This is a genomic window from Bacteroidia bacterium, from assembly GCA_033391075.1.
Lineage (GTDB): Bacteria > Bacteroidota > Bacteroidia > J057 > J057 > JAWPMV01.
In genome coordinates this window covers 3,673,835-3,690,365 of sequence record JAWPMV010000001.1, presented here as the reverse complement: position 1 = coordinate 3,690,365, position 16,531 = coordinate 3,673,835, and the positions used below count along the sequence as shown (strand labels likewise).

Below are 16,531 nucleotides of genomic sequence, written 5' to 3'. Positions count from 1 at the left end.
CTGAAATTGCAAAAGCTTCTTCTTTAGGTTTAAATAATTACCCTAAACCTTTTTTTGCTATAACGCTCATCAAATTCTTTTACCAGGGGCTTCGGAAACCAATATTATCCAGGATCAGCAATCCTTTTTCCGTCTTATTAAATACAAATCTTATGCTTTGTAGTGATTCGATTTCAAATGTCGGGTTCTTCTCAAGATAGGATTCCAGGGGAAAAACATAGCTTTGAAAGATACTTTCAGATTGAGGATCCCCGAAGATAAAATCATCTTTCATTACTTTGACTTTAAGTAATTTATTCAAGGGGCTGAAATCACTTAAAGGAAATGAAATATGTCTGCCTTGTGTATCTGTAAGTTGGATGCTCAGGTCAATTCCTTCTGCCTTTTTAGACCCTTCCTCCTCCTCCTTATCTTCATCCTCATCCTCATCCTCATCCTCATCCTCATCCTCATCCTCATCCTCATCCTCATCTTCTTCCTCTTCAGATTCATTTTCTTCCTCATTATTGATCCACTTCCCTTTGGATTTAGGATTTGTAGATCCTTTTACATGAGACATGCTGAAAACCAATTGACTACTGGAATCCAATTTGATCTCAGCTCCTGCTACCTCCATATCAAAGAAAGCAGTGTCTGTAGGTTCCTCATCTCTATGCCATCCCAAATAAACAGCCCGAGTATCTTTTACTCCGTATTTCATCTTAATATTGGCCTCCTTCCAGACCGTCAATGCTGAAGCAGAAAAGCTATTTGGACGATAAGGACTGCTTTTCAAATCCAGGTCCTCATCAAACTTAGTCAGAAACTGCATCTCCGTATCCTCAAACTGATTCAGGTAAACATTTTTGGGGAGGAAATCAGCTCCCAATCGGGCATCTGTAAATAGGGGAAGGTATTCTGTTTTTCCTTTTAGGGAGGCATCCAGAAAAGCACTGATATACACCTTGGCAATTTGCTCCTGCTCGGCTGCGGGCATCAATTGTTTGAGGTTGAGTAAACGGGTGAAAGAAACGCCACCCCGATCATTGTCGCCCCATGAGGTATTGAATTGCCCATGATTGGCTCCATAAATATATAGTCCCGATTTGAAGTGGTAGAGTGAGTCTGTAAATCCTACTCTTTCATATATCCGTGAACCGGAAAAACTTGTGACATCAGCATCCTGTGCGCCATGCAAGGAGAAATAATTGACATTATTGAAATAGGTTCTTGTCCTTCCCGGTTGATATTGACCATCTACCGGGGCGATAGCACAAACGGCTTTGAGGTTGAAGCCATAATCAAATTTTACACTTCCATCATCCGGATAAGTAGAAAGCTGATTGAAGGCTGCTGCATGAGACATAGCTTCTCCACCTCGAGAGTGTCCGATAAGGGCAATATTCTCTGTATCCAGTTTCCCGAAAAAAGGATGTTCTTCCTCTTCATTCCATTGATGCCAAAGTTTCAGATGTTCCAATAGTATCCATGCTCGGGCATCATTTTCCTTTTCCAGTCCCCCAAAAATATCGGACCAGGAACCATTAAGGAAATTCTCATCTACCGTTGCAAAAATATAGCCCCGACTTGCCAGCATTTCCCCCAAATATCCATAACCCACATCTGAATAATCCTGCATGCCGTGGTTGCCATGGGTGATGAGCACAAGGGGAAAGGGTCCTTCTCCTTCCGGATACCAAACCTGGGCATTTAAGGGGAGTTCTCGATAATCATGTCCCCAGTACCAAGTCCTATACCATCCTCCAAAACCATCCCAATCATCCAAAAAAGCAGTTCCATCAACTGTTGGGCTTATATAATCCGCAGCGGCACCGAATCCATCACGATGTTTGTCCTTTCCGCTTCCATAGAAAAATTCCTTGACTGTATACTCACCGGTTTCGCTAGGATCAGCCAAGGTCGGATAAGACCATTTAGGGCTACTCGCTTCTGGCAAAGGATCATCCAACTCAAAGCCTCTGGGAGCAAAATAGAATATGGCTGCAATGAGCATGATACTTCCGAGACCTAAGCCTATAAATGTTGTGATTTTGTGAGCCCTGGGTTTTTCTCGAAAGACATTTGAACTCAAAACGGCGACAGAGGCTCCCAAAAGAGAAGCCATGATCATCATATAAAATAGGTGCTTCCCTGAAAATCCACCTGCTATCAGAAGAAGAGGAATAGAGGCTATCAGGGTCCAATGGAATTTTTTGGGAAGGCGATTAAGTTTGCGGGAAAGTCTGGAAATGAGAATCCCTCCTAAGAGGCTACTGGCAGCAAATGCAATCAGGAAGAGGATAAATCTCCAGTCATTGGATGAAAGGGTAGTTAGAAGACCAGATATAGAAAATATGGCTATTGAAAAATACAGTAAACCCTTTTGAGCGCCCATAAAAGCCCTGTTGCCAGGCTTTATTCTCGCTTGTTTTTCTTTTATCCAACTGCTGAATTTTTGATAATAGTAGCGCATAGCGTGTGTGATTTACAAGGAAAGACAGAGAAATTCCAGAATAGGTTGTAGGAAGCTGAAATACCTTTATTCAGCCTGTGCTAATTTGGAGACTTCCTCTTCATGTTTCTTTTGATTTCCGTTTAATACTTCCTGAGTTTTTGCAGAAAGTTGATCTAGTTTGTCCCGGGTTTTCTTATCCGGTTCACCATCCAGTCTTTCCAGACTTTCAATGAGAATTAAGAGACATTCACAAAGTTCCTTTAAAACAGGAATGCGGGCGTCCGTGGGAGAATTACTAATTGATCTTACCTTTAAGTTTCTGAAGAGCGCATCTACCCGCTTGATCCACCGGCTGTCTTCATGATCTTCTTTTTCATGTTTCAAATACAAACTTTCGAAAGCCCTGAAACCCATGACCTCAAATCGCCTGTTGGGATTGCTGCCATCACTGGGAGATAGCATCATATCTCCGATGGCTTGTTGCCAGTTACTATAGATCCATGCTTCTTTTCGAGCTAGAACGAAGGAAGCATATTCCCGGGTATCTTCGATCAGCTGCATTTCTACCTCTTCCTGACCAATTTCTTTGCAGATTTTATTTGCAATAGACCTCAGTACAGACAATTGATCCTTTTTGCTTAGGCTTTGCAAAGAATCAGAGGTGATCATTTCTCCTTCCTTTTGCTTTTTAGCCTGATTTACCAAAATCAATTCCTGCCAAAGTGCCTGATCCAATTCATTGCAAAAGGATTTTAATTTTTGCGCATCAGCTTGTAAACTACTGATGTCTAATCCCCATTTTATGGCCAAATACTCCAGGCGACTCGAATCAACTTCTTTATTAGTTAGTGCCTTCTCAAATTTCTTCAAAGCTTGCTTAAGATTTTTATAATTCTCAGCATTACCTAGCTCTACCCCTGCCAACTCTCTGTTTACTGCCCTGATCCATCCCAGTACAGCACAAAACCGATATAGGGTACTGATGTACTGGTAATTCTGAAATTCATCATGCTGGACCGTCTGATCTACAAATCTGGCTTTGTATTTAAAGATATCATACAAGCGCTTTTGCAAGGAATAACAATAATCCCGTAAAGGATCTGTGTAAGCTTTGAAATAGCTCAATCTTTCTTGCTCCTGACTTTTGCGCTCTTTATTCCGATCTATTCTTTCCTTTAATAAAAACAAAGCAAGCGTTCCTACGGCAGTAAGGATAGCCGTTACAAAATCATTGAATTCTAATGAAGGCATAGGGCTTTTCTTGTGTGTGAAAAACAAGATAAACCTTTCTCAGAAGAATGCTAAATCAAGCCTACTCCTTATAAAGATTGAGACAGGAGGTATTAGGTTCCTTTTTCGGATTCTCCATAAACTCCAGCATGACCTTTTCCCGACAATCCTCATTACCTCCTCCATGCCCTCCTTCATCGAGGATATAGAGATAGGAATTGCTTAAGTGTTTCTGGAATATGTGGCCATTTTCCGGAGGTGTCACCGGATCGTATTGATTGACCATGATAAGGGATGGTACTGCGGACTGTTTAAAGTCTCTTTCAGATACAGGCAAAACAGATTGATGCCAGTGATTCATAGTCGCAGTATAAGCAGAAGTAAAAATACCCAGTCGTGCGGGAAGAAGTTCCATTTTTTTATAAACCGCAGCGATTTTTTTGGGCGTATTTTCTTCGTGGAAAGCTTCATAGCGTTCAACCGATAACCACATGGAGGAATTGTAGAAATTGGTAAAGAGAATTTCATTTGCCAAAACCGCCTCAATCGGAGCGGTATTTCCGGTTTTGTAAGCCATGATCAATTCAGGAGCTTTTTCCCGGGAGGCATTTCCGTATAAAAGTCGGCGAAGTAGGTAAACCGCATCCTGGGCATTTACATAGAAGTCTTCTCCTTTTACCTTTGCAATGATGGGTTTCTGCTTAAGTTTTTTAATAGCTGCAATGTATTCTTCTTTGAGATTGGGATACTTCTTTTTACAGTCTTCACTTCCTTCACAGTAATCGAATATTCTGCTCAATGCCAGGCTATAACTTTCCATGCGATCAATCAGAAAATCATCCCCCAAAGGATTGGGCGAATTGAGCAAGCTACAATTGACTTTCTCCGGAAACATATCCTGAACCACCCGAGCCAGACGAGTACCATATGATCCTCCGGATATGTTGTATTTCTCATATCCCAAATGATCCATAAGTGCGCCCACATCTCTGGCATTCTGGAAGGTATTGTAGTGTTCCAAACCAATGCCTTCGTCATCACACATCTTTTTGTACTTCTTTATTAAGTCATTCATCAGGCTCTGTTCCTTCGCCTCATCGGCATTTTGAGACATAAGGCTGAAGAAATCAGCTTCCATATTGGGGAGTCCTGAGGAATATCCGATCCCTCTTTGATCAAACATAATGATGTCATGATCCTGGTTGATGCTACTTTGAGCTCTTCCCTGAGCAATCATGGGATGGATAGAGGCACCTCCCGGACCGCCGGAAAAGTAAATCAGCGGATGTGCAGTAGATTGCTCATTTTTGGCTTTGAGAACCACATAGGCAATTTCAATTTTCCTTCCGGCTTTATTGTCGTGATTTTCAGGTACTTCGAGTAGGCCACATTGAACACGGGCCTGCTGACTCATACCCGGGATAAAGTCGCAGGATTGAGCTTTTAGCTGACTACTAAAGCATGCAAAGAGGCAAAAAAGGAGGATCGAGTAGTAGTTCTGTCTATTCATTTCTAAGGGTTTAAGCATAATGATACATAAGATTAAGCTGACTTGAAGAAAAATTGCAGAGAGCTGTGCATAATTTGCAGAAAACGGCAGCGTAGGCATTTTTCAGCATGCTTGTAAACAAATTGTTACCTTCGTAAGATAAATGGATCAAGATCCTGCTAACGCAATTTCATGAACATATTTGAGTCTTATCTTGAAGAGTTTTCCCAGTCGGTAAGCCTGGGGGATTTTCTGATTAATTTATTTTTTGCAGCGGCTTTATGCGCCATTCTCAGGCAATTTTATATTCGTTTTGGAAATGCCATCTCCAATAGAAAGCGCTTTGCCAATATATTTCTTCCGTTGGGACTCACTACTTTACTTATCATAACCATCGTAAAGTCATCCATAGCTCTATCTCTGGGCCTGGTTGGAGCCTTGTCTATCGTTCGCTTTAGAGCGGCAATCAAAGACCCTGAAGAATTGACGTATTTGTTTTTGTGCATAGCCATCGGTCTGGCAGCAGGAGCCAGTCAAATTCTGATTGCCTTTGTTGCTTTTGTGTTTATCCTGCTGTTTATGTACTTCCTCCATAGATATAATGGATTTGAGGAATTGAAAAAATCCGATGCCATGTATCTCAATATCCAAACGGACGTAGAGGATGTAAAAGTGGTGAGTGAGGTACTTACCGAACTGTTCCCTTTTGTGGAGTTGAAAAGATTGGACAAAGGCCTGGAACAAATGAGTTTGAGTTACCGGATCAAAACAGATTCCCTGGATCAAATTTCAAGCTTGCAAACAAAATTGACTGCCCTTTCTGCTTCCACTACCTATTCCCTCGTTGATCAAGCTGAACTGGCCCTATGATCCTGAAAGATGGACATAGTAGCTCATATTCTTTTCCTATCCAAATAGGGAAAAAATCCCTGCTGATTCTACTAGGGATTTGTCTATTGCTTATCCTGATCAGTTATATCCCTCGCTCCTCCTATGAGGCTCAGGTAAAAGAGCGCATTTTTTGTGGGGCAGAAGAATTGGTGTTTGATGGAAGCAAAAGTATGTTCCAGGGAGAAGGGGCTTTGTTTGAGAATGCAGAAAGCCAGTCGGATACCTATGCCCGAACGGGAAATCATTCCAGCAAAACCGATAAAGACCAGGCTTATGGGATGTTTTATCTGATGAAAAAAGCTCGACCCGGAGATAGATATCGGGTGAGCATTTGGCGGTATGGGAATAAGCTGGAGGCTAGTAGATTGGTTGTAAGCATAGATAATCCGGCTGGGGAAGCTTTCTATAAGCACAGCGACATAGCCTCTGAGATTGACGATAAAGAATGGGAAAAGCTTGAACTCAGCTTTGAGGTTCCTGCTTATTATCAGGAACAGGGAATTAGGATTTATCCTATGGGAGGAGCCAGTGCAGTTTATTTTGATGACCTGAGTATAGAAAGAGTTGCGATGGCTTCAAGTGCGATCGTCGGACATATTGATAGCAGTATTTTTAGCCTAAATCTCAAGATAGATGACAGCCGAATGGATTTTCTCAAAAATCGTCGGCAGGAAATCCTCAATACCGGGATTTATTTTGCGGAGGATAAGGATTGGGTAAAAGCTCGTATTATCGAAACCACAGATGAAATTCCTGTTAAACTTCGCTTCAAGGGAGACTGGATGGATCACCTGAAATATGAAAAATGGTCTTTTCGAATTCGGGCAAAAGAAGAACATGCCTGGAATCGCATGACAACCTTTTCCATTCAAAGACCTGAGAATCGAGACTTCCTGAGTGAATGGATGTATCATCAATTCCTGGCAAGAGAAGATGTCCTGAGTCCTCGCTATGACTTCGTGAAAGTATCCCTTAATGGAGAGAAAAAAGGAATATACGCCCTGGAAGAGCATTTCGAAAAAATCCTGCCAGAATACAGAGCTAGAAGAGAAGGACCGATTTTGAAGTTTTCTGAAGATGGGGTCTGGAATGCCCGGAAAAGATCACTTGATATGGATATCCCCGGTAGAGAGGTGGAGGATAAACATAAAAGTTTTGAAGCTGCAGAAGTACTGGCTTTCAGAGAAAAAAGAATACTGGAGGATTCGGTGCTCCGCAAACAGTTTGAAGTGGGGCGGAGCCTGATGTTGTCCTACAAGGAAGGAAAGAAAGCTGTTTCTGAGATATTCGACCTGGATCTGCTGGCCAAATACTATGCGATCACCGATATCTGTCAGGCACATCACAGTACTATCTGGCATAACCAGCGCTTCTACTATAATCCAGTCCTCGCGAAACTGGAACCTATAGCCTATGATGGTTATACAGAATCCGGCATTTTTGGATTGGGAGGAGGAAAGCGAATTTTGGGAGAAGGGATAAACCTTGCCCTGGGAAACCCGGAAGATGAACTCATCCAACAGCATATGCGGGATACTGCCTTTGTCAAGAAATACCATCAGTATCTGAATAAATTCACGCAGCCTGCCTATCTCGATGATCTGATTCTTGACCTCAGACCGCTATGGGAAGGTAAATTATACCAGCTTCGAAAAGAATATTTTGACTACACTTATGATCCCGATCAATTGAAGGCACATGCCCGAAGGATACGGGCTTTGCTATTTCCCCTCAATGACAATAGCATCCGGGTATCTATGGAAAAAGGGAATGGGAATCAGGCGGTCTATAGACTGAGAAATTATCACCTGCTTCCGCTTGAAATTATTGCGCTGGATGAAACGCATTTGGAGGAGCCAATCTTTGTTTGGCCTTCTGATCAGGAGCAATTGATTGAGTTTACAGAATTTGAAGGGCCAAAGGATACAAGAAAACTTCTTTTCAAATTACCCGGATTAGATGAAATCTATGAAAGTCGAGTACTTCCCTGGTCAAGAGAATTGGCGGAAATTCCTTTGGCTTCGGCAAACTTTAAGCTGGAAGAAAGTGATTTCCTGAAAATTGAGGGACAGAAAGTCTTGATATCAGGAAAGCATCAGATAGATAAGGATATCCTGATTCCGCCTGGATATAGGGTTGAGATACTTCCCGGAACTCGCTTGGATTTCGTAAAAGGAGCTGCCTTTATCTCACGATCTGCTGTACAGCTTTTGGGAACCGAAGAAGAAGCCATTCATTTGTACTCCTCAGATAAAACAGCCTCTGGCTTTACCGTCTTACAAGCAGCTGAAAAATCAAATATTCGCTATACAAATCTGGAGCATTTTTCTTCTCTGAATAAAGCCCAATGGCAATTGACGGGTGCCTTGTGTTTTTATGAATCTGAGGTGGATATAGCGCATCTCCTGGTTCATGAAAACCAGTGCGAAGATGCGATCAACCTCATTCGTTCGGAGTTTGAAATCCGTAATTCGGTGATCAGTCATAGCTTTTCAGATGGCTTAGATGTAGACTTTGGAAAAGGTGATATCCATGATTTGCTATGTATTTCAACTGGGAATGATGGAGTAGATTTTTCGGGTAGCCGTGTCAATTTGTTTGGATTGGAAGTGAGAAATCCTGGTGATAAAGGCATCAGTGTAGGGGAGGAGTCTTTTGTGATCATCTATGATGCAAAAATCGAAGGAGCTAATATCGCCCTGGCTTCCAAAGACCTTTCAAATGCAGAAGTCAAAAGGATCGAAATCAGCTCCTGCAATACGGCCTTTACCGCTTACCAGAAAAAACCGGAATTTGGCCCTGCAAAAATAAAAGTAGAAGAATTGATTCTTGATAAAGTTAACTTTCTCCATCTGATCGAAAGAGGTTCAGAATTACGACTCAAGGGCAAACTGGCAGAGACTTTATAATCGTTCTATTTGCAAAAAGCTTTCCTATATATCATCCTGATTATCTCTTTGCTTTCTTGTAAAGAAGAGATTGATCCCCAGCCTAAAAAAGGCATCCTATTCATGGGGCATACATATAGCTGGCACAGGGGTGATAATAAGGTGGATCAAAGGTTGGAACACTTGGATTTGAGTGGTTACGAGCAATTGTGGCTAGGAGGCGATATGTGCTCCGAGACAACGAAAGAAAAGGCGACCCTGACTTATCTGGATCGACTTTTTTCCTTAGGAGAACATACAACTCTCTGGGCCCTGGGCAATCACGATTACCGCAATGGGAATATGGATTGGCTAAGGGAAAAAACGGGTAGGCCCTTGCATTATTTAGCTGATTTTGGAGGAATGAAAGTATTAGTTACCCATACCTCCTATAAAGAAACAGAGTGCGAAGCCAAGGAGAACCAATTCAGGATGATCCAACGGACCTGCGATACCCTTCGCAATGCCAGCCATTTGATCCTCATGTCCCATATGCTGACCTGGACAGATACCGAAATTGAGATGGATGCCAAAGAAACGGCCAATGCAGACAAAGCCTGGTGGCCCTATACCTGTGAGGCAAGAACTCAATTTCAAAGGAAAATTTACCCTTTGCTGCAGGCAGTACAGGAAAGAGGCATACAAGTGGTCGTGATTTCAGGTGATCTGGGCATCAAAGCAAAATCCTATCAATACCAAAGCAAGGATGGCATTTGGTTTCTGGCTTCAGGTATCAACAATAGTGTTGAAAAAGATCCTATAAAAAGAGCTCAATTGCCCAAAGATCGACTGCTTTATCTGGAATATGATCCTATTGATTCCAGTTTGGTCTGGGATTTTCCCATACTCAATGAACTGCTATGAAAAAAGAATTGAGATATGAACGAAAATTCAGGATCGAGTCCATGAGTCTGGATGCGGTGAAACAAATCATTGATTTGCATCCGGCTTCTTTCAGTACCTTATATCCCGATAGGATCGTCAACAATATTTACCTCGATTTCCCGGATAGGAATACCTGGAATCAAAATGTCCTGGGTTGGAATGAAAGAAAGAAATATCGAATCAGGTGGTATGGCGATACTCAGCAGATCATAAAGGGAGCAAAACTGGAAATAAAGCATAAGCATAATGAACTGGGCTGGAAGGATGCCTTTGATGTGGAGGATTTTGATCTGGCGAAATTAGGCGAAAAGCTTCCAGCTATCTTACAGTCCTTTCCGGAACTCGGCGCTTTACAGCCCAGTCTTTTTAATAGATACAGTCGTTCCTATTTACTTTCTTTTGATCAGAAATTTCGCCTTACTCTGGATCGGCAACTGGAATTCTTTCCCATCCATGCTTCGAGATGGAATAGCTATGAGGCCAGTATAGACCCTGCTTTCATTTTGGAGCTTAAATACAATCGCGAATGGGATGATGAAGTAGGTAAGATCAGTCAGAGACTCCCTTTTCGCCAGAGCAAAAACAGTAAATATGTAAAGGGGATTCTATTGTTATCTTAGGTTTCCTTTAAAGCCTTCAAGGTCTGCCCCAATTTCCTGAATGTACCATCAATGGAAATGCGCCTACAAGTCCTTCCATATGCAGGTCGGTGGCTTGTTTTCATTTTCGGTGAAAAAAGGGAAGACTTCTCAAAGTCTTAATCATTAAAAATGAAAAAGCCATATCCGCCTGGATCACGGATGATCACATTGTCAACTATTCCTTCTTTATTGAAAACCGTGATACCTTCTGTTATCGGAATGCCTGCTTCTTTGATTTTGGCGATAACTGGAAGATTTTTGCCTCCATTGAAATAAGTCATAGAGGGATTGAAAAAGAGGTGAGGACAAGCATTGGGTTTCATCAAACTGACCCCTATACCGCTATCATGCTGATAGGCGGCCCATCCTTGTTCGGGACCTCCCATAGTCTTGTTAAACCCCAGGATTTCATAGACTTCAGCTGCAGCAGCTATATCAATGGTTTCTAAACTCAGACCAGCAAAATTGCCAAGATGAGAACTGCTGTTTTCTTCTGCTTTCAATTCCAGACCAGCTTTACCTTCAATAAGGTAAATCCAAACGCCACTTCGGTCTGCAAATAAAGCTCCATTTTCTGTCTCCAGGACAGGTATACTTCTTTTGAGTTTTGCGATTTCATTTTTCCAACTTTCCTTGTACAATTTCAATCCGGCTCGTGCAAAGCGATCCGGATTTATCTCAATAAAAGCTTTTCCATCAGAAACGACACATGGATTTTCCGGAGAAACAATCTTGAATCCCAGACGGGTATAAAAGGAAAGGCTTTCTTCGAGAGAGGGGCAAGGAGTTTGGATAAGTGCTTGCATATGAATGTATTTGTAGGCTAAATCTGGTGAAATTACCTGCTGAAAACAAGAGAATTTCAAAAATAGCCTAAGCATCTCACTAAAATCCGTAGATTCATATTTCTTTCAAACATCGATCTATGAAGACTAAGAGCAGACGCAATTTCCTCCGAGCAGGACTTTTAGGATTAGCCGGACTACCGATACTAACTCAGGCCAGACAGAATAGCCTTTTGGAAAGCTGGGAGGATCTGGGGAATTCCCTTTCTACTAAAGAAGATGAAGCCTATTGGGAAGAAATTCGAGCCCAATTCAGTTTTGAAGATGACTTAAACTATTTCAATACGGGTTCTTTAGGCCCCTGTCCTCGCTTTATTGTCGAGGCGACCAACGGATTCCGAGCTACCCTGGATGGCTTTCCCTCCAAATACATGTGGGGAGGTTGGCAGGAAGAGAAAGAAAAAGTCCGGGCGAAAGTAGCTGGCTTGATGAAAGCTGATGAAGAAGAAATTGCCTTGATCCATAATACTACCGAAGGCATGAACCTCATTGCCTCCAGTCTGGATCTTAAGAAAGGAGACGAAGTAATCCTGTGTGATCATGAGCATATGAGTGCAATGGCTCCCTGGCGGTTTCATCAGGAGAGTAGGGGAGTAAAACTTGTGCGTCCCAAACTTCCCACCTTGCCAGAATCTAAAGAAGAATTGCTGGATGTTTTTCGAAAAGCCATCACGAAACATACTAAAGTCATTTCCATCGTTCACCTTACCAATACCAATGGAATGATCCTGCCGATCAAGGAAATCTCCGAAATGGCGCATGAAAAAGGAATTTTAGTAGCAGTTGATGGGGCTCAATCTTCTTGTGCGATAGATGTTGATATGCATGAATTGGGATGTGATTTTTATGCAAATAGTGCACATAAATGGTTGTTCTCACCCAAAGGAATGGGGATTTTTTATGCGACAGAAAAAGCGCAAAAATTACTCACTCCCATGATTGTCGCCAGAGGATACAAAGACAAAAGTATTCGCCGTTTTGAAAACTATAATACCCGCAATTTGCCAGAATATTTAGGGCTCGGAGCGGCGGTCGATTATCGAAATGAGATCGGTCATGAGAAAATCGTAGGCAGGCATTATGAGCTAAAGCGGTATTTTCGGGAGAAAGTCTCTAAAATTGAGGGGCTGAAATTGAAAAGCCCTGCTGCGGATGATCTTTCGGGTCCCATCCAGGGAGTTGAAGTTGTGGGCAAGGATGTTTGGAAGGTAAAGCGAGCCCTTTTCGATGAGTATAAAATTGATTGTCGTCCCATGAGCACACATGGGCTTAATGCCTTGCGGATATCCCTTTCGATTTGTACTTCGAAAAAGGATGTGGATTTTTTGATTAAAGCAATGGAAGATCAGATTGATTGATAATAATACACCGCTAGGGCCAGCTCATATATTGTACCATTTAGGGAACAATATTAACATTGTCAAAGCATTCAATTATCAAATAAGAACTGTCATCTCGGAGTTTTTCGAGCAGAGTGAGGAAAATATCCGGGATGACAGAGTCTTGTTGAGTTTAGGTTTAACCTCTATATCGTTTCTTGATTTATAACTCGTTCTGAGAAAATCTGTGCTGCTCCAACATTTATTTGACCTTCCCCTTCAACATATAGCCAAGCACCTGCATACCTGCTTTAAGCAGACTGGCTTTTGAGGCTGGATTGGAAATGCTGCATCTGGCTGCAGGGACTTTTCCCGCTTCATAGCAGGCCTTTTTAATTTCTTGCAAGATATAACTGGCATATCCTTTTCCCCGAAAATCCTTGGCTACTTCCATGTAGAGATCTGCAAAGGGATGATTGTAATGGGTGAGAAAGCCTCCATCTGCAATAACTTCGCCCTCCCATACTAAAACATATGCTCCCTTATCACTTTCTTTCTTCCCAAATACATCATCGCCTTTTTTGAGAGGGCGAAAAATAACGTTCTCTTTCTTGATCAGACTTTGATGACTTTCCCCAAATAAAATGACTTTGCTTTCAATTTCTTTCCCAAATTCATAAAGTATAGGAGAAAGGATGAGATCATTGCTCTGGCATTCCAAATAGGGAACTTGAACCTTTTCCAGAACTGCTGCGAAAACTAAGGAAGATTTATTTCTAAGATGAGGAAGCAGGTAGAATTCAAAAATGGCATTTCTATCCGCAAGCTCATCCAATCCTTTGATGGATGCATATCCGATCTTTTTCCCAGCCAAAGAAATAAGGTAAGAGTCTGTCCAGTTTCTGATGTGGCAGGCATCGTATCGAATCTGGAAATTGCATTCCTGTAGATAGAGTTCGCGTAAAGGCAAAATCTCACTTAGGGCTACTTTTCGAATGTCAATATCCAATTCTTTCATCAATCTTTAATGCGATGTTTGAGCAGCCATTTATAAAATTCTACACTCTCATACATAGGGGTCCAGGAATCATGACCTTCCGCAGGAACAGAACTGAAAATACGGCTATGATTCAGGTAATCACTTTCAGCTCCTGTAGGGCTATTCAATTTAAGAAATTTCTCTCCCGTCAATTCCTCCAACTTGCTAACGATCTTTTTTGTGTCACCGTCTCCCACCATATTGTCTTCCGTATTATGAACCGTCCAAATGGGAAGCTTAAGCATTTTATCATAGCCTTCAACTCCATGGGTTTCTCCGGCTATAGGTACGGCTGCTGCAAATTGATCTCCCATTTTTGACATCAATCCCCAGGTACCATGACCTCCTCGGCTCAATCCGGTGATATACACCCGGTAGGGATCGGCATTGTATTTCTCGTATATCTCTGATAAAATCATTTCAATGGCTCCTTCATTCAGGTACCATTGGCGTTCACGAAAAGGACCCGCTTTCATATGAGGCGCAACCACAATAAAAGAGTCCAGGGCATATTGGTTTCTTTCCAGGCTCATGTCTGTTTCTTCCACTAGCAATTTGGGAATGGGCCAGCGTTTAACCACATCAATTTCACCTCCAACCGAACTTCCGCCGCATAGGTAGATGAGGATCGGATAAGATTGAATGTTGGAAGGATAAGTCTTCGGTAAATACAAATTATATCCATCAATGGGATCACCGAAATAATCGCCTTCGATGACGACCATTTCACCAGGTTTGGCCGCACTGTGTTGGGCATGGCTAAGTCCGAAGAGGGATAGGAGGAGGATGCTGAACAGTAATTTCTTCATGGGTGGTGTAGGTGTATTGAGTATAAAATAAAAAATGGAAGGAGAAGATCCTTCCATTCATATATTTCTCTATCAGGCTTTATGCCTAATTAATCATTGTCAGAAGTTGCCTTTTCTGGAAAAGCTTTGAGAACTTCTCGGGTCAGGTCCCATCGATTGAAACCCTGGCGTCCATAATCAAGTCCTCGGCGTACAATTACCAGATCATATTCGGGGACCACAATAACATATTGACCACGATTCCCCGCAGTAGAATAGGCCGTCTTTGGAACATCATTTCTACTATCCGGAACCAACCACCACTGGCCGCCATACATATTCCCAATTTTTGCAGTGGATGGAGCAGGAGTTCGAACGAATTCGATCCAATCTTCAGAGATTAACCTTTCTCCTTTCCAAACACCTCCCTGTAAGTACAATTGACCAAATCGCGCCAAATCGCGAGCATTGGTATAGACCTGACTACTCAATATAAAATCGCCAAATCTATCTGTACTCAAAAAGGTATTTCTCATTCCCAGTTTATCTAATAGGGCTTTGCGTGGAAATTCGATATAGGTTTTTGAATCACCACCCAGGGCTTTTTTCATTGCCACTACACCCAAAATGGTATCATAATTTTCATAATCCCAATGGCTGCCAGGTTCACGGATCAGGCCACGATTCCGAGCTCCATTGATAGAGCTGGCTCCTGCCCAGTATGAAAGCCCGGAACCGGTAGCATATTCCATTCGACCATTATCGACGGTATACAAACCGCTGGACATATTGAGTACATGGCGTAAGGTAATTTTATTTCTGGGATCAGTTTCCGGATCTCTCCCTTTAGGTAACCAATCAAGTCCCAGAGGTTCATCCAGATTCATTTTTCCTTGATCTACCATCATCCCGATCAGGCTTACAGCTATGCTTTTGGCTGTGGACCAGGTACGGGTTTTGGTAAACATATTTACGCCCTCTGCATAACGCTCATGAATGATTTTTCCTTTATGCATAACAATCAGACTCAGACTTACCTGCTCGGAACTTTCCCGCTCAAATGCCCAATCAGAGGCAGCTGCCAATGCCTCTTTATCCACCATTTTGGGAATTTCCTTGTGGGCATTTTGATCTCCCATAGGCCAATCGATTTCTGCAGGATCACCGGCCAGGATGGGAAGGCTTTGTTCCGGTAAATCAGGGATATCTTCAAAGGTCTGGTCCGGGGCAAGTATGATGCAGCCGATACCTTCTCTAAATACAGCTCGCATAACGGGAGTCCCACCGGGTACACCGATGGATACGGTTTTTCTTTCCCAATCCACCTGATAATCACCTCCTCTGGCTGTACCTACCGGCTGGGGTAGATAAGCTAATTCCTGAGAAAAAACCTGCTCAAGGCTTCTTTCAGAGGTAAAGAGTCCATTACACATGAGGATGGCCTGAACTCCATGGCTCACCATGTCTCTGTTGGCCCGTGTGTAATCGTAGGTTTCTTTTTGTTGGGCGAATGAGCTGCCTAATAGCAGCAAAGCCACAATGAAAGTAGATAGTTGTTTCATATTTATATTTGAGATAGGCTAAGTGTGTTGTTGTTTTGCATGCTCAAATGCGGATTTGCAAATCTCTCGAAGTACTTCAAAGTCTATATCTGCCAATTTGTTAATATACAGGCATACTCTTCCGGTTTTGTACTTCCCGACCTTTTCCAATAGGGCTTCCTGTCCCTCAAATTGGTTCAGTACATATAGAACATGCTTTGCTTTGCGGGGGGAAAAAGAAAGTAAGGCTGCATCTCCTTCATGCCCGCTTTCATATTTATAATGATAAGACCCAAATCCAATGATGGAAGGTCCCCACATCCGAGGCTCCATTCCTGTGATCTCTTTCATCATATCCAGGATTTGAAAAGCTTCTGCTTTTTTTCGCTCATGATCGATTGCTTCGACGTATGCGATGACATCCTGATTCGTTACATGTGTCTTTAATTTTGCCATACTGAAATCTTTTTCGAACTTCCTGATTAATAGTATTCAATCTCCT

13 protein-coding genes are annotated in these 16,531 nt (G+C 42.2%); 5 read left to right on the top strand and 8 right to left on the bottom strand.

The window, feature by feature from the left end; translation table 11 throughout:
• Positions 1-79: 79 nt before the first annotated feature.
• The 3 genes from R8P61_14735 to R8P61_14725 form a co-directional block, all read right to left on the bottom strand.
• Positions 80-2,452, bottom strand: a complete 2,373-nt coding sequence (locus tag R8P61_14735; GenBank protein ID MDW3648323.1) for a hypothetical protein — start codon at positions 2,450-2,452, stop codon at positions 80-82.
• A 66-nt stretch (positions 2,453-2,518) separates the two neighbouring features.
• The gene (locus tag R8P61_14730; GenBank protein ID MDW3648322.1) at positions 2,519-3,685 is read right to left on the bottom strand and encodes a hypothetical protein; all 1,167 of its coding nucleotides are present in this window, start codon (positions 3,683-3,685) and stop codon (positions 2,519-2,521) included.
• Between the two features lie 61 nt (positions 3,686-3,746).
• On the bottom strand, positions 3,747-5,174 hold the full coding sequence (locus tag R8P61_14725) for an alpha/beta fold hydrolase (GenBank protein ID MDW3648321.1): 1,428 nt from the start codon (positions 5,172-5,174) through the stop codon (positions 3,747-3,749).
• Between the two features lie 171 nt (positions 5,175-5,345).
• Here R8P61_14725 and R8P61_14720 point away from each other — a divergent pair, with 171 nt between their 5' ends.
• From R8P61_14720 to R8P61_14705, 4 genes are read left to right on the top strand one after another with little or no spacing between them, the layout of a single operon-like run.
• Positions 5,346-6,023 (top strand): DUF4956 domain-containing protein, encoded by a 678-nt coding sequence (locus tag R8P61_14720; protein MDW3648320.1) that lies wholly within the window; start codon positions 5,346-5,348, stop codon positions 6,021-6,023.
• Entirely contained in the window at positions 6,020-8,953 is a 2,934-nt protein-coding gene (locus R8P61_14715; protein MDW3648319.1) for a CotH kinase family protein, read from the top strand. Before R8P61_14720 ends, R8P61_14715 begins: the two co-directional genes overlap by 4 nt.
• Before the next feature lie 9 nt (positions 8,954-8,962).
• A complete protein-coding gene (locus R8P61_14710) occupies positions 8,963-9,835 on the top strand; it encodes a hypothetical protein (GenBank protein MDW3648318.1) in 873 nt (290 codons plus the stop codon).
• On the top strand, positions 9,832-10,476 hold the full coding sequence (locus R8P61_14705) for a VTC domain-containing protein (GenBank protein MDW3648317.1): 645 nt from the start codon (positions 9,832-9,834) through the stop codon (positions 10,474-10,476). The genes R8P61_14710 and R8P61_14705 overlap by 4 nt, the downstream gene beginning before the upstream one ends.
• A 137-nt stretch (positions 10,477-10,613) precedes the next feature.
• Here R8P61_14705 and R8P61_14700 read toward each other — a convergent pair whose 3' ends face one another.
• Positions 10,614-11,303, bottom strand: a complete 690-nt coding sequence (locus R8P61_14700; GenBank protein ID MDW3648316.1) for a hypothetical protein — start codon at positions 11,301-11,303, stop codon at positions 10,614-10,616.
• 119 nt (positions 11,304-11,422) lie between these two features.
• Between R8P61_14700 and R8P61_14695 the strand changes: the two genes are divergently transcribed.
• A complete protein-coding gene (locus R8P61_14695; protein ID MDW3648315.1) occupies positions 11,423-12,700 on the top strand; it encodes an aminotransferase class V-fold PLP-dependent enzyme in 1,278 nt (425 codons plus the stop codon).
• Between the two features lie 223 nt (positions 12,701-12,923).
• On the opposite strand, the gene R8P61_14690 is transcribed toward R8P61_14695, so the two are convergent.
• From R8P61_14690 to R8P61_14675, 4 genes are all read right to left on the bottom strand, one after another.
• Entirely contained in the window at positions 12,924-13,679 is a 756-nt protein-coding gene (locus R8P61_14690; protein MDW3648314.1) for an N-acetyltransferase, read from the bottom strand.
• A complete protein-coding gene (locus tag R8P61_14685; protein ID MDW3648313.1) occupies positions 13,679-14,509 on the bottom strand; it encodes a hypothetical protein in 831 nt (276 codons plus the stop codon). The genes R8P61_14690 and R8P61_14685 overlap by 1 nt, the downstream gene beginning before the upstream one ends.
• Positions 14,510-14,598: 89 nt before the next feature.
• A complete protein-coding gene (locus R8P61_14680; protein ID MDW3648312.1) occupies positions 14,599-16,050 on the bottom strand; it encodes a serine hydrolase in 1,452 nt (483 codons plus the stop codon).
• 18 nt (positions 16,051-16,068) lie between these two features.
• Complete coding sequence (locus R8P61_14675) at positions 16,069-16,485, bottom strand: DUF1801 domain-containing protein (GenBank protein ID MDW3648311.1); 417 nt, start codon at positions 16,483-16,485, stop codon at positions 16,069-16,071.
• Positions 16,486-16,531: the final 46 nt, after the last annotated feature.